Genomic DNA, 20,472 nt, shown 5'->3' on the forward strand with positions numbered 1-20,472 from the left:
AAATTACTTACTGAAATTTATAGATCGTCATCCGCATCCAAAAACAAACCCAACTGCGGCGTAGCGCTCTCCGATGGTGCTGCCAATCCCAGATGTTCAAAGGCGTTTTTTGTCAGAACACGTCCGCGGGGCGTTCTTTGTAAGAACCCGTTTTGGATGAGGTAAGGTTCGACGATCTCCTCGATTGCATCGCGTGGTTCCGACAAAGCTGCCGCAATTGTCTCGATGCCGACAGGTCCTCCGCCGAAGTTCAACGCAATTTGGCTCAGATACCGGCGGTCTAGACCATCCAATCCGCCTCCATCTACCTCAAGCTGCGACAAGGCCTTGTCCGCAAGAATGCGATCCACAGTGCCCACACCATCAAAGACCGCGAAATCCCGAACCCGGCGCAAAAGCCGACCAGCAATTCGGGGCGTTCCTCGTGAACGCTTTGCGATTTCACGAGCTCCATCGGGCGCCATCCCAATTCCAAGGATCTGCGCACCTCGTTTGACGATATGCTCGAGTTCTTCAACAGTATAGAATTGAAGCCGTACAGGAATGCCAAACCGGTCCCTGAGTGGTGTCGTCAGCAACCCCAATCGCGTAGTAGCCGCTACAAGTGTGAATTTTGCGAGATCAATTTTCACAGATCGTGCAGCCGGCCCCTCCCCAATTATGAGATCGAGCTGATAGTCTTCCATAGCTGGATAAAGAACTTCTTCGACCGCCGGGTTCAAACGATGGATTTCATCGATGAATAGAACGTCACGTTCCTCTAGGTTAGTCAAGAGAGCGGCAAGATCGCCAGCTTTTGCAATTACTGGCCCGGATGTCGCCCGGAAGTTCACTCCAAGTTCGCGGGCCATAATCTGTGCCAAGGTCGTTTTGCCAAGCCCGGGGGGACCCACAAAAAGTACATGATCAAGCGCCTCCTGACGCGCCTTGGCGGCTCCGATGAAGATCTTGAGATTTGCGCGGGCCTGGGCTTGTCCTACAAAATCATCCAGCACTTGCGGACGCATCGTGCTGTCAATTTCATCACCGCGAATTTCGGGCGTCACAATGCGGGAATCATCCGACATTTGACACAACCACGAGAAGCAGAACGATTAGCCCAATTGAGAAAGCTACGCGGAGCGCGTAAAACTTACGAAACTGCTTCTTTACATACGGATCGTCCGTCACGACTCGACGTCCTTTCATAGAGAAAGGCCTGTCCCCCACGGACTGGGAAAACATGTGGTCAAGATACATGATCCCGCCCATACCAACGACGATAAATACCACCGCAATCACTGCATAGGTCGCAACTATCATCCCGCAAGCTCCTTGAGTCCGAGACGGATCAATGTTTCCGTGGTCGCAGCGTCACCTGCCGTTTTCGCCGCTTTTGCAACGGCTGCGGCAGCCTGTGGCTGTCCGTACCCCAAATTGGTCAACGCCGAAACAGCCTCAGCAACCGGACGCGAGGCGACATTTTGAGCTACTGACTGTGAAACTGCTAGGCTATCCTGATCAACGGTTGCCAAAGCCGGCACCTTTTCCTTGAGCTCGGACATAATCCGCTCTGCAACCCTTTTTCCCACGCCGGGCGCTCGTGAAATGGTTGTCTTGTCTCCGAGTGCGATTGCATTTGCGACTTCACTCGCTTTCAAGATCCCAAGAATGGCCAAGGCGACTTTGGCACCGACACCTTGAACGGTCATCAGCAAGCGAAACCATTCACGTTCGGTTTCGGCGCTAAACCCGTAAAGCCGGATCATATCTTCCCGGACGATTGTTTCGATAAACAGAACTGCCGCCTCCCCTACTCGCGGCAGGGCCTGCAAGACGCGGGCAGGGCAAAAAACCTGGTAGCCGACACCGTGCACATCTAGGATCAGGTGGTCCTCTCCAAAACTGTCTATTGTGCCTTTCAGCTTACCAATCATGCTGCCCCCAATTTAGAAAGGCGGCTGGTCATCGATCCGCGGTGGTGCGCGTGGCAAATCGCAATGGCCAGTGCATCGGCCGCATCGTCGCTGTCAAATACTGCGCGCGGCATCAATACCTTCACCATAGCGCGAATTTGTTCCTTTTCTGCGTGCCCCGTCCCCACCACGGTCTTCTTAACAAGGTTCGGCGCATATTCGGCGACTTCCAATCCGGCAAGAGCAGGAACAAGCAGCGCTATTCCACGAGCCTGACCAAGCTTCAGGGTCGCACCCGCGTCCTTGTTCACAAACGTGTGCTCGACTGCGGCTTCTTGCGGCAGCTGTTGCTGGACGATACGCGCTAAACCATCGTGGAGCTGCACGAGCCGTCCCGCGAGCTCCAGCTTATTGTTCGATGTCACCGTGCCTGATGCAATAAAGCTTAGCCGATTGCCGACCGCTTCAATTACGCCCCAGCCTGTGCGCCTCAGTCCCGGATCGATACCGAGCACTCGAATCGGATGTGTCATGGAACAAAGCGGTAACAAAACTTGGTCATTGACGCTACTACAAGCGCACGTTACCGACCCAGAGCGCCTGCTTTTCAACGTCCTTTCACGGGCTTCCCGCATGTTTGACGTATTCGGTTCCTATTCTCCGGCCTTGTTGGCCTTTTTGGCGACGCTGGTTTTAATCGGCGGCATCGTTCGCGGGTTCGCAGGATTTGGCGCAGGAATGATCTTCATGCCGGTTGCCAGCAGCCAAATCAACCCAGCGACAGCTGCAGCGACCTTCTTGTTTATAGACGGTATAATTGCCCTACCTCTGGTCGTCAGGGCGATGAGGATCTGTGACTGGACAACCGTCCTCCCGGTGGTGATCGGTTCCGTCTTGTTCGTCCATTTAGGCGCTTGGTTGTTGGCGAACAGCGACGTCCTAACGTTAAGATGGATCCTATTTGCCGTTGTTACGACAATGCTGGCACTTCTGGTCTCAGGATGGCGTTATCAGGGCCAGCCGACCCGATCCATGTCTTTTGGAGTCGGCAGCGTTGCAGGAGTATTGGCCGGCGTCAGTCAGGTGTCGGCACCGCCCGTCGTCGCGTTTTGGCTGACCGGCAAAGAAGTCCCTTCAGTCGTTAGAGCCAATTTGATTGTGTACTTCGCATTGGCGAGTGTAGGGACCTTCGTCGCCTATATCCTGAACGGTTTCTTCACAATCAACGTCTGGCACCTATTGGTGGCAGCAATTCCCGCTTATGCACTTGGCTTATTTATTGGGTCCCGCGGTTTTTCTAGGGCCGATCCGAAGTACTATCGCTGGCTGGCCTATGCGCTCATTGCACTAGCCGCCCTGGTTAGTATGCCGGCACTTGACCCCCTTCTCCGCTAACTCGATCGCCTACTTTATGCGTAAGACAGGCACAAAAGGGACCGAAAAAGAAAAACCCCGGCATTGGCCGGGGATTTCGCGAAAATACAAAAGCCTCAGCTTTCCAGCGCAGCCATCGTTTCCTCATCAACATCATAATTCGCATAGACGTTTTGAACGTCATCGTCATCTTCCAGCATGTCAATCAGCTTGAAGAGCGTTTGCGCCTTTTCGGCATCAACAGGTGTCAGATTTTGTGGCTTCCAAATAATTTTCGTGGATTCAGCTTCGCCAAGCGCCGCCTCCAGAGCCTTGCCGACTTCGTTCAAATCTTCGAAGGTCGTGTAGATAGTGTGCCCACTTTCATCGGACTGCACATCTTCGGCACCTGCTTCCACTGCGGCTTCAAGGACCGCGTCTGCTTCGCCCGCTTCGGGTTTGTAGATGATCTCGCCGACACGATCGAATATAAAGGACACCGAACCGGTTTCCCCTAAAGAACCGCCGCACTTTGTGAAATAAGAACGCACGTTTGAAGCGGAACGGTTCCGGTTGTCTGTCAGCGCTTCCACGACAACAGCAACTCCGGCCGGGCCGTACCCCTCGTAACGGATCTCTTCGTAATTGTCGCCATCCCCGCTTTGTGACTTGTTGATCGCACGCTGAATATTGTCCTTTGGCATGGACTGCGCTTTTGCGTTCTGAACGGCAAGACGAAGCCGCGGGTTGGCATCCGGATCCGGATCACCCATTTTCGCTGCGACTGTGATCTCTTTGGACAATTTAGAGAACATCTTAGACCGGGCGGCGTCCTGGCGCCCCTTGCGGTGCATGATGTTTTTGAATTTTGAATGGCCTGCCATGGGTCTTCTCAGCTTATCGCAGATGTCGTTGTCACAAATTTCGAACGCTTATAGGCAAAGCGCCCGCCGAAATCCACCACTATGGTCAATTGGCCCTGCCGACGGGCAACGTGTATCAGGTGCCGGTATTCCAAAATGGCGGGAGGACTGGATCAAGCCGACCCCCAATACGCAGCGGTGCGACCGCATTTGCCAAACCGGTGCGATCATCAGTCTCAACGGCCACACCACAGACTGTTGCCTCGCCCAGCGCAGGCGTAAAGCGCCCGCTCGGAATTTTCCTTTGGAAGCGGCTGACCGGCTCTTCCTTGTCCATCCCCAGCACGCTGTCGTAGTCGCCGCACATTCCGGCATCCGACATATAGGCCGTTCCACCCTCGAGAATTTGGTAGTCAGCCGTTGGGACATGTGTATGCGTTCCAACCACCAGGCTCACACGTCCATCGAGGAAATGCCCCATTGCCTGCTTCTCACTAGTCGCTTCAGCATGAACATCCACGATAACTGCGTCAGCCACATCGCCTAATGGGCAGTCATTAACGGCCTTATCAATTGCAGCAAACGGATCATCAAGAGCATCCATATAAACCCTGCCCATGACATTGGCGACCATCACCCGTGCGCCATTTCGCGCAGTAAAGAGATGAGCGCCCCGCCCTGGTGTTCCGATGGGGTAATTCGCAGGTCTTAACAGCCGGTCCTGTCGCTCAATATAAACCAACGTGTCGCGCTGGTCCCATACGTGGTTACCGGTTGTGACAACGTCTGCACCGGCATCAAGAACGTCTTGCAGTATGTTCTCTGTAATCCCGAAACCAGAGGCAGAATTTTCGCCGTTCACAATGACAAAATCGAGCTGGTGGTGGTCTATCAAATCGGGAAGGCGCTCAATGACAGCCGTCCGACCGGACCGTCCAACAAGATCGCCGAGAAAAAGGATTTTCATGTGGCGTCCTCGCGAATGATCGAAACTTGCTGATCAGCCGCCAAAAGCCCTTGTTCGCTCAATATGCCGGTCAATTTCTTGTCATGGTCTTCAGCTGGAACGCACTCGACTTCCTGAGCTGCAAATGCAAGTCCAATACAAGTCAGTGGGCCACTTTTCTCCAGCGCCGCAATTGCCGTATCATAGTGGCCTTTTCCATACCCAATCCGGTTTCCTGACCGGTCGAAGGCTGCGAGCGGCATTAAGAGCACATCCGGGCGAACCTCTTCGGCTTCCGGGCCCGGTGCCAAGGTGCCGAAACCGGCCGGAACAAAGCTAGAGTCGCGATGGAAGACTCTGAAAATCAGATGCGGTTCTGCGACGACCGGAAGGCACAATTTGTGACCACGCTTGCGCAATTCGTCCAAGAGAGGCCTGGGGTCAATTTCACTCTGAATTGGCCAAAAACCAGCCACTACCGCATCTGGAGCAAGATCAAGAGTCTCTACAAACTCTGCGAGCTTCAGAGAGGCCTCAATACGAAAGGCGTCCGTCAAAGCAGACCGTCGCTCAAGCGCTTGTTTTCTCAGGAATTGTTTCGCCACGGCCAAGCTGCTGCTATTGGATGTCATGTGGCCTCGAATGCAGAAATAGCGTGAAAAAACAGCAGCCGCCCGACCGTCGGAATTGCAATCCCGGGATACCTACGACGTAGGTGGGCGCCGTGTGCAACAGACCACGGTCCGAAGCAGGGACAGCTCCCAAGGGAATGCTTAAGGCCCCGGGGATAATGTTTCCTAACGTGTCGCGCAGCCAGCAACCCATATAATTTGCAAACGCCGGTTTGACCAGACCAACGCTTAAAATCCAGGTGGCATAACTATGTTTAGGTGGGTTTGATACTTGCACTCAATCCGTTCGCAAGGCCTTCAATCTGGGATGCAATATCATTTATTGCGCCAGCGACTTCGGCTTCTTGAACAGCGGAATACTCCAATGCCTCAAGGCGCTGAGACTGCGCCGTTTCAAGTTCAGCCTCCAAACGTTCGACTTTTTTCTCAAGCTCTGAAAGCTGGTCGGTGGCCATAATGCCGGCCATCACTGTTAGGCGTTGATCGCCAATTTCGCCAAAGGCGCCTCGCAGCTCGCTGATCCAGCCATCAAAGCGTTCGGCTAGCCCCTCAAGACGCTCTTCCTCCCCATCGTCGCAAGCCATTCTAAAAGACCGGCCATTGATTGTCACGCTTATCTGAGCCACGGCTTACCCTCCATGCGCGTCCAAAACACCGCGTATGCTCTCCATAGCTGAGACCAAACGGCGTGAAACATCGCGGTTGGCCTCTTCCAACCTGGTAGCTCGCGCCTCCGTCTTGTCGAGCGTTGCAGCCAACTGGGAGCGATCCTCGCCAAGCCGCTGCAAATCATCCTGCATGGAGTTAACAGATCGATCGGCCTCAATTCTTCGCTGCACCGAATTCTCTAGTGTTCCTACAGCTTCTTTGAGCCGTTTCAGAGCACTTACCACACTGTTGTCCGACAAAGGTGCCGCGCTACTCATCGGTGACCAAAAACCTATATCCAGCTTGAAGTTACTGGCTTCACTTCTATCATTGTCGCGCCGAACATAATTTTCGACGGGAATATGCAAACTAAGGCCGCGAGTCGCACTTCGCGATCCCTCTTCACATATCTGATTGGATGCTCGACATACCGGTAAACAGTAGGCCTCTCAAAAAGGCTCCGTCAATGGCACCCCTGTGAGTTTCCGCAATCCCACGTGCAAAACACAAAGGCTAACCGTTGCCAACGACCTTTATTGACTCGGGCAAGGTTCCTGTTATGTGTCGAGCGCTTTTCGCTCCATTGCAAGGATCGGACCCTCAGAACACGGGCTTGAAGTTTTGATGTTCGATGCACCGGGAGCTCTCTTTTGAACTGGCAAATGCGCCGAATTACCAAACGGGAACATGATGACCGACCTTGAAAAACACCAGCGCATGGCAAATGCGGTCCGCTTTCTTGCCATCGATGCCGTGGAAAAAGCGAAGTCTGGTCACCCGGGCCTTCCGATGGGTGCGGCTGATATCGCAACAGTCCTTTTCACAGAGTTTTTAAAGTTTGACCCCACTGCGCCAAATTGGCCGGACAGAGACCGCTTCGTTCTATCCGCAGGTCACGGCTCAATGTTGCTTTACAGCCTGCTTTATCTTCTGGGCTACGAAGACTTTACACTGGATGAGCTGAAAAATTTCCGCCAACTCGGCGCGCGCACGGCTGGGCACCCCGAATTCGGACATGGTGCAGGGATTGAAACCACAACCGGCCCGCTTGGTCAGGGATTGGGAAACGCCGTCGGAATGGCAATCGCCGAACGCTTGCAGGAACAACGCTTCGGCAAGCAAATCGTGGATCACTTCACGTATGTTCTGGCAGGTGATGGCTGCCTCATGGAAGGCGTCAGCCAAGAGGCGCTGTCTCTGGCTGGCCACTTGAAACTGAACAAACTCATCGTGATCTGGGACGATAACGGTATTTCGATTGACGGCAGTGTCGACATAACGGATTCGACTGACCAGGTTGCCCGATTTGCCGCCTCCGGCTGGAATACGATCGCAGTCGACGGCCATGACCCGTCCGCGATTTCGACAGCGATCCGCCAGGCGCAGTCAAGTGATCGGCCGACGCTCATTGCGGCCAAGACCACCATTGGATTTGGGGCTCCGACGAAGTCAGGAACCGCAAAGGTTCACGGCGCCCCTCTCGGCGCGGATGAAATTGCAGCGACCCGCGAAGCACTCAATTGGCCTCATGAACCGTTCGAAATACCGTCCGATGTTCTTGATGCCTGGCGCATCGCAGGCCTGAGATCTGCCAGTGCGCATAAAGATTGGGAGAAGCGCTTTTCAGAAACCGATAGCGAACTCAAAGCCGAGTTTGAACGCCGCTTACGCGGTGATCTGCCGGCGGAATTTGAAAACGCAACACTCGACTACAAGAAAAAGCTTGCTGAAGAGCAGCCGACTATGGCCACCCGAAAGGCGTCAGAAGCTGTACTCGGGGTCATAAACGGCGTCGTCCCGGAAACAATTGGTGGATCTGCTGATCTAACAGGGTCCAACAATACCAAAACAAGCCAAACCGCGCCTATCACGCCGACAGATTTTTCTGGTCGCTACATACACTGGGGGATTCGCGAGCATGCTATGGCAGCCGGCTTGAACGGGATGGCCCTTCATGGTGGGCTTATTCCTTACTCTGGCGGCTTTCTGATTTTCTCGGACTATTGCCGCCCTTCCCTCCGGCTTGCGGCGCTAATGAAGCAACGCGTCATTCATGTCATGACCCATGATTCCATCGGCCTCGGCGAAGACGGTCCAACACACCAGCCGGTCGAACACTTTGCAGCGCTTCGGGCAATCCCAGACTTGCAGTTGTTCCGTCCCGCAGATGTGACCGAAACGCTGGAATGCTGGCAGCTGGCGTTAAATGCCAAGCAAACACCCTCTATTTTGGCATTAACCCGCCAAAATCTTGCGTCACAACGCAAGACTTTTGAGCAGGACAATCTTTGCGCGAAGGGGGCATACGTTCTGATCGACAGCGAAGACGATCCGCAAGTGACTTTGTTTGCATCGGGGTCCGAAGTCGAAATCGCGACGTCCGCTCACGCCCAGCTCGCTGAAGCAGGCATTTCAGCACGAGTCGTTTCGGTCCCTTGTTTTGAGCTGTTTGAAGCACAGTCGGACGATTACAAAGCCGCTGTAGTCGGAAACAGCCCGATCCGGATCGCAGTTGAAGCCGGGATCCGTATGGGCTGGGACCGGTTCATTGGCACCGACGGCACCTTTATCGGCATGTCCGGATTTGGTGCAAGTGGCCCCTACAAGGCTCTCTACGAGCATTTCGGCATCACGGCAGACGCGGTTGTCGCCGCTGCAAAGTCGAAGCTCGCTGACAACGCAGCGTGATTTAGAGCCGCTCGCGGCGCGGGTGGCTCCCCTTTTGGCACAATCGTGCCGCCTTTTGGACCGCGGTTGGCGGTCACCTAAAATAGCCTTTGGCGCTAAAAATCGCGGGAGCAGTATATGGTTACCAAGGTAGCAATCAATGGATTTGGCCGAATTGGCCGGAATGTCCTGCGCGGGATCATTGAATCCGGCCGCACCGACATCGAGGTGGTTGGCATCAACGATCTTGGGCCAGTTGAAACCAACGCACATCTGCTGCGCTACGATTCGGTACATGGCCGGTTTCCGGCTGAAGTGACCGTGGACGGCGAAACCATCACGGTTGGCAGCGGAAAGCCAATCAAGGTGACCGCCATCCGCGACCCGAAAGACTTACCGTGGGGGGAGCTTGGCGTCGACGTCGCGCTGGAGTGCACTGGTATCTTCACCGCGAAAGAAAAGGCCTCTGCCCATCTGGAAGCAGGCGCAAAGCGCGTGCTTGTTTCAGCCCCGGCATCCGGCGCTGACAAGACAATCGTGTTTGGCGTGAACGACAGCTCGCTAACACAAGACGACCTTGTCGTCTCAAACGCGTCTTGCACAACCAACTGTCTGTCCCCAGTTGCTTATGTCCTGAATGACGCCATCGGCATCGAAAAAGGCTTCATGACCACGATACACTCCTACACGGGTGATCAGCCGACCTTGGACACCATGCACAAGGATCTCTATCGAGCCCGCGCTGCGGCCATGTCCATGATCCCGACTTCAACCGGTGCAGCCAAGGCTGTTGGCTTGGTCCTGCCAGAGCTGAACGGCAAACTGGATGGCGTTGCAATCCGCGTTCCGACACCGAACGTGTCCGTCGTAGACCTCAACTTTATTGCGAAACGTGCCACTACTGTTGAAGAGATAAATGCTGCGATCAAGCAGGCCGCTGACGGCAAGCTGAAAGGCATTCTCGGCTACACCGAAGATCCACTGGTTTCCGTGGACTTCAACCATGATCCGCATTCTTCTGTCTTCCACATGGACCAGACCAAAGTCATGGATGGCACATTTGTGCGCATTTTGACCTGGTACGACAACGAGTGGGGATTTTCCAACCGCATGGCCGATACGGCCGTCGCCATGGCGACGTTGATCTGAAATCAAGCAGAAGAAATTCCAACCGGCGGGGTGCATGTTCGCCCTGCCGGTTGTTTTTAGAGAAGCCCCGCTTTCGTGACACCGCAGGAATGCATAAGCTGTGGCTAATCACAACAGAGTGCGCGCCAGTCAGATCAGCAGGCTCTAGACTGGTCGCAGGCTCCATACATATTCAAAATCAATTGTCGTCGGGGTTTAGATCCAACTTTTCCTCCGCAGGAGCGACGCCTGCACCTGCACTCGGGATGCGTATCCCTGCGGAGAGATCCTGCAAGACATCCAGTCGGACCCGATCCAACAGGTTTCCGTCGGGCTCATGGGCTTCAGGTTCAACCCCGTCCCAATCCGGTTTGGCCTCCTGACCAGCCACTGCCTGTTCATTCAGATCGCTCTCACTAACGCTGAAGTGAACCCAGGGCCGCGTCATCGGCCTTCAGAGCCATTCTTTGTATGTCTGTTTTTGTCATCGGAGCGACCTCGCCTGTCACCGTACCGATCATGCTCAACAGACACTTCTTTAACAAGGCCTCAGGAGAATCAGGGCGCCTGCTCGATTCCGAAGGATCGATAACATCGGCGGATTGAATTTCTTCTGGCTCAGCATAGCTGACAATTGATTGAATTGAGTGTTGGATATCATTCCCCAGAGGCATTTTCGCGTCGGCCGGGCCCGTGACTGGTCCTGAGCGGGCAGTACTGCTCATTCCTTTTCGGATCAACATCTTCAGGACATCAACTGCGGTGCTGTACGCCTGTTCGAGCGCGATTTTTTGGTCACTATTTTGAGGAACTCCGGCATCCGCCGCCATCATCTGAGCAGCCGATTTTAAGAAGTCCGTCAATGCAAGTCCAATTTGTGCGCCGTCGCCGATGCCATGATGATTGCAGAAATTTTCGACAAATTGGCCTGCAAAACTCGAAAAGTTCTCGTGCGTCCCGCGCTCGGTCAGGCCATAGTCTGGATTGAACCGTCCGCCCGCCTGCAACATGAACTCGGAAAACTGCGGGAACTGTTGTAGCCCGTTCAGGACCTCCACCTCGTTTGGATTATGCAATTTGCTTGTCGGATCGTTGATCCGTGCAGCGATGACCTTGGCGTAGACCGGCATCATGAGAGTGTGAATGTCCGGCGGAGTAACAGCGTGCTGAATCCCGAATTGTGCAGTTTTTAGGGCGCGCTGTCGTTGGTTCAGTTCTGTAGTGCTCGCCCCGGGAGCGCCTCCCGCCTCAGTCTGCAGAAGGTGTTGCAACGCACTGTCCGCTGGCACATGCTGCAAGATATGAATGACTTCCGCAAATTTAAGTTTGCTGGCCTTGGATATGCTAGGATCTTCACATCTTTTTATGAGTTCCGCAAATTGCATTGAGTATTTACGCAATTCTGACGCCGTTTCCCTATGCTTTAATCTAGTCACTGACCCAGTTGTATTCAGAAGCATTTGATAGTCTTTATTCGACAACTGTCGACCATATTTATCGGAAGATTTGAATGCACTATTTGGGTTCAGGCTCAATCCTATCCAGAATGCGACGAGTGTTGCGAGTGCGACAGCGGACAGGAAGTTCCTGGCGAGTTTGTCGTATCGGGTTGCGACGCGCCGGAAGTCCTTGAGGCGGCAGAAGGCGTTTTCGATGAGATGGCGGCTCTTGTAGCGCTTGGCGTCGTAGCGAATGACGCGCTTTCGATTTGAGCGGCCGGGAATGACCGGGATGATTGCGCGCTGGCGCAGATGTCTGCGCAAGCTGTTGGCATCGTATCCTTTGTCAGCGAGCAGGTACCTTGCCCCCTTCAAGCCGGCCAGCAGATGCGGCGCAACCGGACTGTCTGCGGCATTGCCGCCAGTCAGCATGAACGCGAAAGGACGGCCAATCACGTCGGTAAGGGCGTGGATCTTCGTCGTTTACCCGCCCCGTGACGGCCCGATAGCCTAATTTTTCGCCCCCCTTTACCGCCGTGCGCCGAGCGATGCGCCTTGACGTAAGTGCTGTCGATGGACGTGCTTTTCGTCACCGCGCCGCAGATGGCCAGTCCCTCGACAAGATCGATCCAGAAGCGTTTGCGGGACCAGCGGTTGAAGCGATTGTAGATTGTGGTCGAAGGACCATACTCTTCGGGACAGTCGCACCAACGGCACCCAACCTTGAGCCCATGAATGATGCCGGAGATAACCCGGCGATCATCAACCCTGCGAGCGCCACCCTTGTTCCTCGGCAGAAGCGGCTCGATCGCCGCCCATTGCTCATCCGACAGCCAAAACAGGTGTCCCATACAAGCCTCCAAACTACCGATTTGGAAACTTGAATCTGATTTGCTAATTCAAATCAATGCTATCAATGAGTTTTGACCCTAAGACCGCAACGCATCCGAAATTGGCAAGGTTCAGTCACGCGGAATGACATGTGGGAAAAGCTTTTCAAGCGACCCGCGCTTTGGAGCACTTGTCCTCAGCATACAAAAACCACTATGGAAATACGAATACCCGCCCCACAGTGGCCCCGCCCGAAAACACATTCAGAGATTTTCATGATTGAGCTTTTTGCTGTCATTTCACTCACGATTGTTGTTGCCGTTGTCCCGGGTCCGGATTTTGCCGTGGTCCTCAGGAACGCCCTTGTTGGCGGGCGCTTGGCTGGAGTGATGACCGCCCTGGGGATCGCATTGGCACTTGGCGTTCACGTGACTTATGCCATCGCCGGGATCGGGCTGATCGTCTCTCAGTCCATATTCCTGTTCAATGCGCTCAAACTGATAGGCGCCGCCTATTTGGTTTTTCTCGGCGCTACGATGTTCCGTACTGCCTCATCGGACGTTTCATCGGACCCGTCCGACACCGGCATGGTGCCTCTGAAAGCACTTCGATGGGGCTTTTTGACAAACGTTACGAACCCCAAAGCCACGATGTTCGCACTCAGCGTTTTCCTGCAAGTGACATCGCCCAACACAAGCGTGTGGACCAAAGTCGGCTACGGGACGATTATGGCCGGAGGTGTCTTTTTGTGGTTTGTGTTCGTCACGCTGTTCTTCACACTTCCGCCGGTTCGCAATGCGTTCCTGAGGATCAAAATCTGGATGGAACGGTCTTTCGGGGTATTGCTGACGCTGTTTGGCATCGGCCTTGCCGCCACAACCAACTCTTCCCGCCCATAATGATGCATTTTAGGACCAGACCATGACTTTCAAAACACTCGACAACCTAACGGATCTGGCTGGAAAGCGCGTTCTTGTCCGCGTGGATCTGAATGTACCGATGGAAAGCGGCAAGGTCACGGATGCAACGCGCATTGAGCGTGTTCTGCCGACGATCGCCGAATTAGCGAGCAGAAGTGCAAAAGTTATCCTTCTCGCCCACTTCGGTCGTCCGAAAGGCCAACGTGTTGCAGAGATGTCCCTAGCGCCCGTCGCGCCGGCCGTTGCTGACCTGCTCGGCAAGCCTGTTGCCTTCGCCGATGATTGCATAGGCGATGTTGCATGTGCTGCGATTGCTGCCATGGAAAACGGGTCGGTCCTTCTTCTGGAAAACACACGTTTCCACGTTGGCGAAGAAAAGAACGACCTGGAGTTTGCCAAGGCATTGGCCGAGAACGCCGACATCTATGTCAATGATGCATTTTCCGCGGCACACCGCGCCCACGGTTCCACGGAAGGTATAGCACGGCTCCTACCTGCCTTTGCGGGCAGAACCATGCAAGCCGAGCTAGAGGCTCTTCAGTCGGCACTCGGAGATCCAAAACGTCCGGTTCTCGCTGTAGTAGGTGGAGCAAAAGTGTCGTCGAAGATCGACCTTCTCGAGAATCTTGTTTCGAAAGTCGAAATGCTAGTTATTGGCGGGGGAATGGCAAACACCTTCCTGGCTGCGAAAGGCGTGGATGTCGGCAAATCCTTGTGCGAACACGATCTTGCTGGCACAGCCAAGAAAATCATGGCCGCAGCAGACAAGGCCGGTTGTGACATTATCCTGCCAGTCGACGCTGTTGTGGCTAGGGAATTCAAGGCGGGCGCTGCCAACGAAACCGTCGCTCTGGATGCGATCCCAGCCGACGCAATGATCCTTGATGTGGGGGCGGCCACCATTAAATCTGTACAAGGCAAGATAGACACTGCGCAAACGCTGGTCTGGAACGGTCCACTCGGCGCTTTTGAAATCGCTCCGTTCGATCAGGCAACTGTTGCAGCGGCCAAACATGCGGCGGACCGAACTATTTCAGGCAACTTAAATTCCGTCGCCGGCGGCGGTGACACCGTAGCGGCGTTGAACCATGCGGGTGCGGCTGAAGCATTTTCCTACGTTTCAACGGCCGGGGGGGCTTTTCTTGAATGGCTGGAAGGCAAGAAATTGCCCGGCGTGGAAGCCCTTAAAAACTAATATCTTCAAAAACGCCTGGTTTACGCCAGGCTTTTTTATTTGGCCTGTAGTCTTTACCTACCCCTGCGTGATCTCCGAGGCGCAAAAAAACATGCAAGTTTTTGGAATTTAATTGATTTAGGCACCGTTCAGCTGTCTTCCATCTCGGCTGCATTTTGCTAGAACGCTTTCGAAAAGATGCAATGCAATATGGATGTTATGCCAAACCGGTACGCCGGAGTGCTGACAGCCTGGACCATGGGAGACGTTTATGGCTCGTATCACCCTCCGGCAACTGCTCGAACATGCCGCCGAATATGACTACGGGGTTCCCGCGTTTAACATCAACAACATGGAACAAGCGCTTGCAATCATGGCGGCGGCGGATGAAACGGACTCTCCTGTCATCATTCAGGCCTCCCGGGGCGCACGTGCGTACGCGCACGACGTGATGCTAAAACACATGATGGACGCGGTCACCGAAATCTACCCTCACATTCCTGTATGTGTGCATCTCGACCATGGCAACGCACCTTCCACCTGCATGACGGCCATCCAGGCGGGTTTTACTTCGGTTATGATGGATGGCTCGCTCGAAGCAGACGGTAAAACGCCTGCCGATTGGACCTACAATGTAGGGGTAACAAAAACCGTTACCGACATAGCCCATCTTGGCGGCATCTCGGTCGAGGGCGAACTGGGTGTGCTTGGCTCTTTGGAGACGGGCATGGGCGACAAGGAAGACGGCCACGGCGCGGAAGGCAAGTTGAGCCACGACCAGCTTTTGACCGACCCTGAAGAGGCCGTAAAATTCGTGCAAGAAACAAAAGTCGACGCACTGGCCATTGCTATGGGAACAAGCCACGGAGCCTACAAGTTTACCCGCAAGCCCGACGGCGACATTCTTGCCATGCACGTGATCGAAGAGATCCATCGCCGGCTGCCGGACACACATCTGGTAATGCACGGCTCCTCTTCCGTTCCGCAAGATCTTCAGGACATCATAAACCAGTATGGTGGCGAGATGCCCCAAACCTGGGGTGTTCCGGTCAACGAAATTCAACGCGGCATCAAAAACGGCGTTCGTAAGATCAACATCGATACCGACAACAGGATGGCCATGACCGGCCAGATCAGAAAGATCCTCGCTGAAAACCCTGGCGAATTTGACCCACGGAAGTATTTGAAGCCGGCGCGCGAAGCGATGCAAAAACTCTGCAAAGAGCGGCTTGAAGCTTTTAACACAGCGGGCCAGGCTTCAAAGATCAAACGGGTTGCCACAGTTGGCGAAATGGCTGCGAAATACAAAGATGGCAGCTTGGACCCTAAAATCGGCTGACAATTACACTTTCTGGAATGTTTGCGACTGAGGGGCCTTGCGTCCCTCTTTTGCTGTCTTTAGGGACAACAAACACAAACCAATTGGCGCCAGCCAGCTTTCTTGCCGAAGTGGATGTCTTTTGTGAACCGACCACGTTTGTTTCTTGTCACTCCTACCCGTTTTGAGCCGGGCAAGCTGGCAATAGAATTGAAAGCGGCTTTTCAGGGCGGAGATGTCGCAAGTGTTCTCATATACATGCCGAGCGCGAGTTCCAAAGAGCTCCAAGCTGCGGCTGAGCAGCTGGTGCCGATTATTCAAGAGGGTGGCGCTGCTGCACTCATATATGGCGACACCCAAGTGGCGGGCCGCGCAGGAGCCGACGGAGCGCAGATCGAAACGTCCTTGGAGGACGTAAAACTCGCAGTTGAAAGTCTCCAGCCTTCACGCATCGTCGGCGCTGGCGGAACAAAACTGAAGCACGAAGACATGGAGTGGGCAGAAACCGGGATTGATTACCTTTTTTACGGCAGGCTCGATTTGCCGGAAAAGGAAGATCCACATGCAAAAACAATCGCCCGCGCTCAATGGTGGGCAGATCTGTTTGAAACACCCTGCGTTGCCCTTGCCGGGAATACTGTCCGTTCAGCTGAAATTGCCGCAGAAACTGGCGCGGATTTCATAGCAATGAAAGACGCAGTCTGGCAGCATGCGGACGGTCCGGCATCTGCTGTGGCTGCAATAAATACGATCCTAGAAGACTATCCTTTCGAGGACGAAAACTGACAATGAGGCTGTGTTGGCGCGCATGAAGCGGTTTTTCTTGGCACTTTTGATTGGCGCCGCAGTCGGCGCTGCTCAACTTTCTGCTCAAACCCAGGAACAACCTTCGGACATTGCGGATACTGCACAAGAGTTGCCAGCGACGCCGACACAAAACCCCACAGAGGACGACGCCCCGACACAAACGCAAATCACGCTGCCAGCATTTGCCGAACCAACGCTAAAGAGCCCTCTCGATGTTCCGCTGCCGCAACCGGACGAAGGCGAGCAAGCAACTCCTGCTCTAGCTTATGGTATTTTTCAAAGAGGCTGGTATCTGACAGCGCTCGCGATAGCCACTCCACTTGCGGAGGCTGGCGATACTGCTGCGCAAACCCTTATGGGTGTCATACACGAAACCGGATACGGTATCGAACAAGATACAAGCAAGGCGGCTGACTGGTATGGACTTGCAGCGGCAAAAAATGACGCTCAGGCGGCTTTGAGGCTTGCACAGCTTTATTTGTCCGGCGATGGCGTTGAAGTGGACAAAAGCCGTGCGGCAGACCTTTTCGAAATTGCAGCTGAGGCCGGCAATCCCAATGCGCTGTATAATCTCGCTATCCTCTACCAAGAAGGCGACGGGCGTCCCTATGACCCCGACAAAGCGATGGAGTTCTTGCGCGGAGCAGCGCAAGCAAACGATCCCAAAGCGCAGTATGCACTCGGTCTCGGTTATCTTGAGGGCATGAACGGTCTGGACGACCCAGGTCTCGGCGCGTTTTGGCTTGGCAGAGCAGCACGACGCGGCCATACCTCCGCTCAAGTTTATTACGGTATTTTGCGGTTTCAGGGGCGGGGTGTTGATGTGAACCAGGAGGAGGCAGCCGCTTGGTTTGAACGCGCTGCAACATCAGGGAATCCAGTGGCTATGAACCGGCTTGCGCGAATTTACGCCGATGGTCGCGGCCGGAAACAAGACGTCATCAGGGCAGCCACGTGGCATTTCATGGCCCGGGCGCTTGGCGTTCCGGACCTGCAACTCGACGAGTTTGTCGAAGAACTTCCGGAGAGTTTTCAGGAAGCGGCCCGTATCGAAGCCGAAAAATTCACGCCTACCCTATTGCCACCTTCTGATGACCCGGCAGGAGCTTCGCCGTAAAAAGGCTCCACCGTCCGGTCTGTAAACCGGCTTTTTTCCTTGAATCCAGCGATGAATTGTGTAGGACAGGCCACACATTGGATGGTAGCGCGCCCGGATCTCGCGCCCCTGCAGCCATTCGCATCGTAAAAATTCTACTCAATTGGTCGTTCCATGAAAATCAACGGTAACGAAATCAAGCCTGGCAACGTGCTCCAGCATCAAGATACGCTTTGGGCGGTGGTAAAAGTTCAACACGTAAAGCCGGGCAAAGGCGGGGCTTTCGCTCAGGTCGAGATGAAAAACCTGATCGACGGACGCAAATTAAACGAGCGCTTCCGGTCAGAAGACAAAGTTGAGCGCGTCCGGCTCGAGCAAAAAGACTTTCAGTATCTCTACACCCAAGAAGACATGTTGATCTTCATGGATACCGAAACTTACGAACAACTTGAACTGCAGGCTGATTTTGTCGGCGATCGCGCAGCCTTCCTTCAGGACGGTATGATGGTGACCGTAGAACTGCATGAAGAGCGCCCGATTGGTATTACGCTGCCCCAACACGTAACGCTAGAAATTCGCGAAGCGGATGCTGTCGTCAAAGGACAAACTCAATCCTCCTCCTACAAACCGGCATTGATGGAAAATGGTGTCCGCGTGATGGTGCCGCCTTTCATTACCGCAGGTGAAAAAATCATCGTCGACACCGGTACAATGGAATACGTCCGACGCGCCGACTAACACTCTCCTCCCGGCGTGCTGACAATGAAAAATTGCACGCTGAACTCAATTGGCTTCTCTTTATGGCACGCACTGCAATTCTTAACGTGATGGTCCAAGCCGCAACAAAGGCTGGCCGTAGTCTTGTTCGCGATTTTGGCGAAGTTGAAAACCTTCAGGTATCTCGTAAGGGCCCGGGCGACTTTGTTTCAGCCGCTGATCGCAAGGCAGAGGAAATTGTGCGGTCAGAACTTACCAAGGCTCGGCCAACTTACGGGCTCGTAATGGAAGAAGGTGGCGTCATTGAGGGCACAGACGGCCAACACCGCTGGCACGTTGACCCATTGGACGGGACAACCAATTTTCTACACAGCGTGCCAATATTTGCGACTTCCATTGCCCTGGAGCGCCAGGGGCAGATTGTTGCGGCAGTGATATACAATCCGGTCATGGACGAGCTTTACACTGCAGAGCGCGGCCGAGGGGCCTATCTCAATGACCGGCGGCTGCGTGTGGCCGGCCGAACGGAATTGCCTGACATGTTGATTGGTACTGGTCTGCCTTTCATCGGCAAAGGCGATCACGGACGCGCTTTGAAGGAGCTTCGCTTTGTGATGCCGGAAGTCGCAGGGGTACGCCGGTGTGGTGCTGCCGCGCTTGATCTGGCATGGGTAGCAGCTGGCCGCTTCGATGCTTATTGGGAACATGGACTGAACTCCTGGGACATCGCGGCCGGACTTCTCATGGTCAAGGAAGCCGGGGGGTATGTCAGCGACATGGCAGGCAAAGACAGGATGCTGGAAACCGGCGATGTGATTGCGGGGAATGAAACCGCACACAAGCAGGTTTTGGAGCTGCTTAAGAGGGCTTCCGCCTAAATCCGATCAAATCCCGTTCCCGCGTTTAAAAACCGGCCAAAGCTGTGCGCAGGCAGCTGGCCGGTTTCCCGTGGTTAACCAAAGCCATTTTCCAGATTAACTGTTTTCATCGCCTTGAAATTCACGCTATCAATCATGGACCTAGAAACAGGCGATTGTTTAGCTGCTCATGGCACGTGACTTTGATCCTTATAGTCTGTCCAGCCCGAAGGCCTACCTCTCCTTCATGATCATCTTCTTGGTGATTGTGGCCTTCATTGCTTTCATTTTGTACCGGCAAATACAGACCGCATTCATGAGCAATCCGGGGCTGAATGGCCTCATTGTAATGGTTGCCGTATTCGGCATCCTGCTACTTTTCGGTCGGGTTATCAGACTTTTTCCTGAAATTGCATGGGTCAACAACTTCCGAATGGGCGACCCCAATTTGGACACCCGCTCGCCGGTCTTGCTAGCACCGATGGCAACTTTGCTAGGCAATAAAGTCGGCGAAATGGCGCTAACACCGGCCACTGCGCGATCGATTCTCGATTCCATCGGCATGCGCCTGGAGGAATCGCGGGAAATATCGCGTTACCTAACGGGCCTCTTGGTGTTTCTCGGGCTACTGGGGACTTTTTGGGGCCTTTTGCAAACTGTCAGCGCCGTTGGAAGCACCATTCAGTCTCTTGACGTTGGCTCAGGTGATGCGAACGTCATTTTCGAGGACCTGAAGGCCGGGCTTGAGGCTCCCTTGTCTGGAATGGGCACAGCGTTTTCTTCTTCGCTGTTCGGCCTCACCGGGTCGCTGATCCTCGGCTTCCTTGACTTGCAAGCTGGTCAGGCACAAAACCGTTTTTACACCGAACTGGAAGATTGGCTTTCGACTGTTACAGACATTGAACCTGAGGATGGAGCGCTTTTCGCCGACACGTCGACCAGTGCTGAACAAATCCAGGATTCGATCGCGTCACTCCAGAAAACGATCGAAGAGGGCGGCAGCAAGACTTCAGCTCAGGCTATGGCCAACCTCGCCGAAGGCATACAAGGTCTGGTCAAGCATGTCCGCTCAGAACAACAGATGATGCGGGATTGGGCTGAAAACCAAGGCGAACAACAAAAGCGCATCGAAGCGCTCCTGTCCTCGATCTCCGCCGCCTTCGACCGAGCCAAGGAGTAAC

General features: G+C 54.2%; 20 protein-coding genes, 1 other RNA gene and 1 pseudogene. 11 read left to right on the top strand and 11 right to left on the bottom strand.

All coding sequences use genetic code 11. The features are described 5' to 3' along the window. Positions 1–17: 17 nt before the first annotated feature. From ruvB to ruvC, 3 genes are all read right to left on the bottom strand, one after another. Entirely contained in the window at positions 18–1,067 is a 1,050-nt protein-coding gene (gene ruvB, locus JM93_RS17355; protein WP_145346016.1) for a Holliday junction branch migration DNA helicase RuvB, read from the bottom strand. A gap of 231 nt (positions 1,068–1,298) precedes the next feature. After that, on the bottom strand, positions 1,299–1,916 hold the full coding sequence (gene ruvA / locus JM93_RS17365; protein WP_145346020.1) for a Holliday junction branch migration protein RuvA: 618 nt from the start codon (positions 1,914–1,916) through the stop codon (positions 1,299–1,301). Beyond that, positions 1,913–2,428: a crossover junction endodeoxyribonuclease RuvC gene (ruvC, locus tag JM93_RS17370; protein WP_145346022.1), complete on the bottom strand. Its 516-nt coding sequence runs from the start codon at positions 2,426–2,428 to the stop codon at positions 1,913–1,915. Before ruvC ends, ruvA begins: the two co-directional genes overlap by 4 nt. Between ruvC and JM93_RS17375 the strand changes: the two genes are divergently transcribed. Next, a complete protein-coding gene (locus JM93_RS17375) occupies positions 2,427–3,290 on the top strand; it encodes a sulfite exporter TauE/SafE family protein (protein ID WP_208995270.1) in 864 nt (287 codons plus the stop codon). The two genes, ruvC and JM93_RS17375, sit on opposite strands and share 2 nt — an antisense overlap. A 95-nt stretch (positions 3,291–3,385) precedes the next feature. Here JM93_RS17375 and JM93_RS17380 read toward each other — a convergent pair whose 3' ends face one another. The 6 genes from JM93_RS17380 to JM93_RS17405 form a co-directional block, all read right to left on the bottom strand. Continuing rightward, positions 3,386–4,132, bottom strand: coding sequence for a YebC/PmpR family DNA-binding transcriptional regulator (locus JM93_RS17380; RefSeq protein WP_145346024.1), 747 nt, complete (start codon positions 4,130–4,132; stop codon positions 3,386–3,388). Between the two features lie 115 nt (positions 4,133–4,247). Next, complete coding sequence (locus JM93_RS17385; RefSeq protein WP_145346026.1) at positions 4,248–5,078, bottom strand: TIGR00282 family metallophosphoesterase; 831 nt, start codon at positions 5,076–5,078, stop codon at positions 4,248–4,250. Next, the gene (locus JM93_RS17390) at positions 5,075–5,689 is read right to left on the bottom strand and encodes a 5-formyltetrahydrofolate cyclo-ligase (RefSeq protein ID WP_145346028.1); all 615 of its coding nucleotides are present in this window, start codon (positions 5,687–5,689) and stop codon (positions 5,075–5,077) included. Before JM93_RS17390 ends, JM93_RS17385 begins: the two co-directional genes overlap by 4 nt. 31 nt (positions 5,690–5,720) lie before the next feature. Next, positions 5,721–5,876: non-coding RNA, 6S RNA (ssrS, locus tag JM93_RS17395), on the bottom strand. A 67-nt stretch (positions 5,877–5,943) separates the two neighbouring features. Beyond that, positions 5,944–6,315: a cell division protein ZapA gene (locus tag JM93_RS17400; RefSeq protein ID WP_145346030.1), complete on the bottom strand. Its 372-nt coding sequence runs from the start codon at positions 6,313–6,315 to the stop codon at positions 5,944–5,946. A gap of 3 nt (positions 6,316–6,318) precedes the next feature. Next, positions 6,319–6,615, bottom strand: a complete 297-nt coding sequence (locus JM93_RS17405) for a DUF4164 domain-containing protein (protein ID WP_145346033.1) — start codon at positions 6,613–6,615, stop codon at positions 6,319–6,321. A 412-nt stretch (positions 6,616–7,027) separates the two neighbouring features. On the opposite strand from JM93_RS17405, the gene tkt reads away from it, so the two are divergent. Together tkt and gap are read left to right on the top strand one after the other, a co-directional pair. Continuing rightward, a complete protein-coding gene (gene tkt / locus JM93_RS17410; protein ID WP_145346035.1) occupies positions 7,028–9,025 on the top strand; it encodes a transketolase in 1,998 nt (665 codons plus the stop codon). A gap of 117 nt (positions 9,026–9,142) precedes the next feature. Beyond that, the gene (gene gap, locus JM93_RS17415) at positions 9,143–10,153 is read left to right on the top strand and encodes a type I glyceraldehyde-3-phosphate dehydrogenase (protein WP_145346037.1); all 1,011 of its coding nucleotides are present in this window, start codon (positions 9,143–9,145) and stop codon (positions 10,151–10,153) included. Between the two features lie 178 nt (positions 10,154–10,331). Here the strand turns inward: gap and JM93_RS17420 are convergent, their stop codons facing one another. Then, positions 10,332–10,523, bottom strand: coding sequence for a hypothetical protein (locus JM93_RS17420; RefSeq protein ID WP_170230725.1), 192 nt, complete (start codon positions 10,521–10,523; stop codon positions 10,332–10,334). Positions 10,524–11,670: 1,147 nt separating this feature from the next. Then, positions 11,671–12,422, bottom strand: a pseudogene (locus JM93_RS17425) (IS5 family transposase); the annotation flags it as partial. Positions 12,423–12,677: 255 nt separating this feature from the next. Between JM93_RS17425 and JM93_RS17430 the strand changes: the two are divergent. The 8 genes from JM93_RS17430 to JM93_RS17465 all read left to right on the top strand — a co-directional run bounded on the left by JM93_RS17430 (position 12,678) and on the right by JM93_RS17465 (position 20,471). Continuing rightward, entirely contained in the window at positions 12,678–13,301 is a 624-nt protein-coding gene (locus JM93_RS17430; RefSeq protein ID WP_145346041.1) for a LysE family transporter, read from the top strand. A gap of 22 nt (positions 13,302–13,323) precedes the next feature. Next, positions 13,324–14,517 (top strand): phosphoglycerate kinase, encoded by a 1,194-nt coding sequence (locus JM93_RS17435; protein ID WP_145346043.1) that lies wholly within the window; start codon positions 13,324–13,326, stop codon positions 14,515–14,517. A gap of 250 nt (positions 14,518–14,767) precedes the next feature. After that, on the top strand, positions 14,768–15,835 hold the full coding sequence (gene fba / locus JM93_RS17440; RefSeq protein WP_145346045.1) for a class II fructose-bisphosphate aldolase: 1,068 nt from the start codon (positions 14,768–14,770) through the stop codon (positions 15,833–15,835). Positions 15,836–15,949: 114 nt separating this feature from the next. Further along, entirely contained in the window at positions 15,950–16,600 is a 651-nt protein-coding gene (locus JM93_RS17445) for a thiamine phosphate synthase (RefSeq protein ID WP_145346047.1), read from the top strand. A gap of 22 nt (positions 16,601–16,622) precedes the next feature. Then, positions 16,623–17,738 carry a tetratricopeptide repeat protein gene (locus tag JM93_RS17450; protein ID WP_145346049.1) on the top strand — a complete coding sequence of 372 codons (1,116 nt, stop codon included), beginning with the start codon at positions 16,623–16,625 and terminating at the stop codon, positions 17,736–17,738. Between the two features lie 153 nt (positions 17,739–17,891). Continuing rightward, a complete protein-coding gene (gene efp / locus JM93_RS17455) occupies positions 17,892–18,455 on the top strand; it encodes an elongation factor P (protein ID WP_145346051.1) in 564 nt (187 codons plus the stop codon). Between the two features lie 62 nt (positions 18,456–18,517). After that, positions 18,518–19,312, top strand: a complete 795-nt coding sequence (locus tag JM93_RS17460; protein WP_145346053.1) for an inositol monophosphatase family protein — start codon at positions 18,518–18,520, stop codon at positions 19,310–19,312. 169 nt (positions 19,313–19,481) lie between these two features. Then, positions 19,482–20,471: a flagellar motor protein MotA gene (locus tag JM93_RS17465; RefSeq protein WP_145346055.1), complete on the top strand. Its 990-nt coding sequence runs from the start codon at positions 19,482–19,484 to the stop codon at positions 20,469–20,471. Position 20,472 lies beyond the last annotated feature (1 nt).

The organism is Roseibium hamelinense (genome assembly GCF_007830545.1).
GTDB classification, from domain to species: Bacteria; Pseudomonadota; Alphaproteobacteria; order Rhizobiales; family Stappiaceae; genus Roseibium; species Roseibium hamelinense.

What these genes read in the sequence shown, in the direction of transcription:
- ruvB (WP_145346016.1), bottom strand. Translation starts at nt 1,067, where the DNA reads ATGTCGGATGATTCCCGCATTGTGACGCCCGAAATTCGCGGTGATGAA.
- ruvA (WP_145346020.1), bottom strand. Translation starts at nt 1,916, where the DNA reads ATGATTGGTAAGCTGAAAGGCACAATAGACAGTTTTGGAGAGGACCAC.
- JM93_RS17375 (WP_208995270.1), top strand. Translation starts at nt 2,427, where the DNA reads ATGGAACAAAGCGGTAACAAAACTTGGTCATTGACGCTACTACAAGCG.
- ruvC (WP_145346022.1), bottom strand. Translation starts at nt 2,428, where the DNA reads ATGACACATCCGATTCGAGTGCTCGGTATCGATCCGGGACTGAGGCGC.
- JM93_RS17380 (WP_145346024.1), bottom strand. Translation starts at nt 4,132, where the DNA reads ATGGCAGGCCATTCAAAATTCAAAAACATCATGCACCGCAAGGGGCGC.
- JM93_RS17385 (WP_145346026.1), bottom strand. Translation starts at nt 5,078, where the DNA reads ATGAAAATCCTTTTTCTCGGCGATCTTGTTGGACGGTCCGGTCGGACG.
- JM93_RS17390 (WP_145346028.1), bottom strand. Translation starts at nt 5,689, where the DNA reads ATGACATCCAATAGCAGCAGCTTGGCCGTGGCGAAACAATTCCTGAGA.
- JM93_RS17405 (WP_145346033.1), bottom strand. Translation starts at nt 6,615, where the DNA reads ATGAGTAGCGCGGCACCTTTGTCGGACAACAGTGTGGTAAGTGCTCTG.
- tkt (WP_145346035.1), top strand. Translation starts at nt 7,028, where the DNA reads ATGACCGACCTTGAAAAACACCAGCGCATGGCAAATGCGGTCCGCTTT.
- gap (WP_145346037.1), top strand. Translation starts at nt 9,143, where the DNA reads ATGGTTACCAAGGTAGCAATCAATGGATTTGGCCGAATTGGCCGGAAT.
- JM93_RS17430 (WP_145346041.1), top strand. Translation starts at nt 12,678, where the DNA reads ATGATTGAGCTTTTTGCTGTCATTTCACTCACGATTGTTGTTGCCGTT.
- JM93_RS17435 (WP_145346043.1), top strand. Translation starts at nt 13,324, where the DNA reads ATGACTTTCAAAACACTCGACAACCTAACGGATCTGGCTGGAAAGCGC.
- fba (WP_145346045.1), top strand. Translation starts at nt 14,768, where the DNA reads ATGGCTCGTATCACCCTCCGGCAACTGCTCGAACATGCCGCCGAATAT.
- JM93_RS17445 (WP_145346047.1), top strand. Translation starts at nt 15,950, where the DNA reads ATGTCTTTTGTGAACCGACCACGTTTGTTTCTTGTCACTCCTACCCGT.
- JM93_RS17450 (WP_145346049.1), top strand. Translation starts at nt 16,623, where the DNA reads ATGAAGCGGTTTTTCTTGGCACTTTTGATTGGCGCCGCAGTCGGCGCT.
- efp (WP_145346051.1), top strand. Translation starts at nt 17,892, where the DNA reads ATGAAAATCAACGGTAACGAAATCAAGCCTGGCAACGTGCTCCAGCAT.
- JM93_RS17460 (WP_145346053.1), top strand. Translation starts at nt 18,518, where the DNA reads ATGGCACGCACTGCAATTCTTAACGTGATGGTCCAAGCCGCAACAAAG.
- JM93_RS17465 (WP_145346055.1), top strand. Translation starts at nt 19,482, where the DNA reads ATGGCACGTGACTTTGATCCTTATAGTCTGTCCAGCCCGAAGGCCTAC.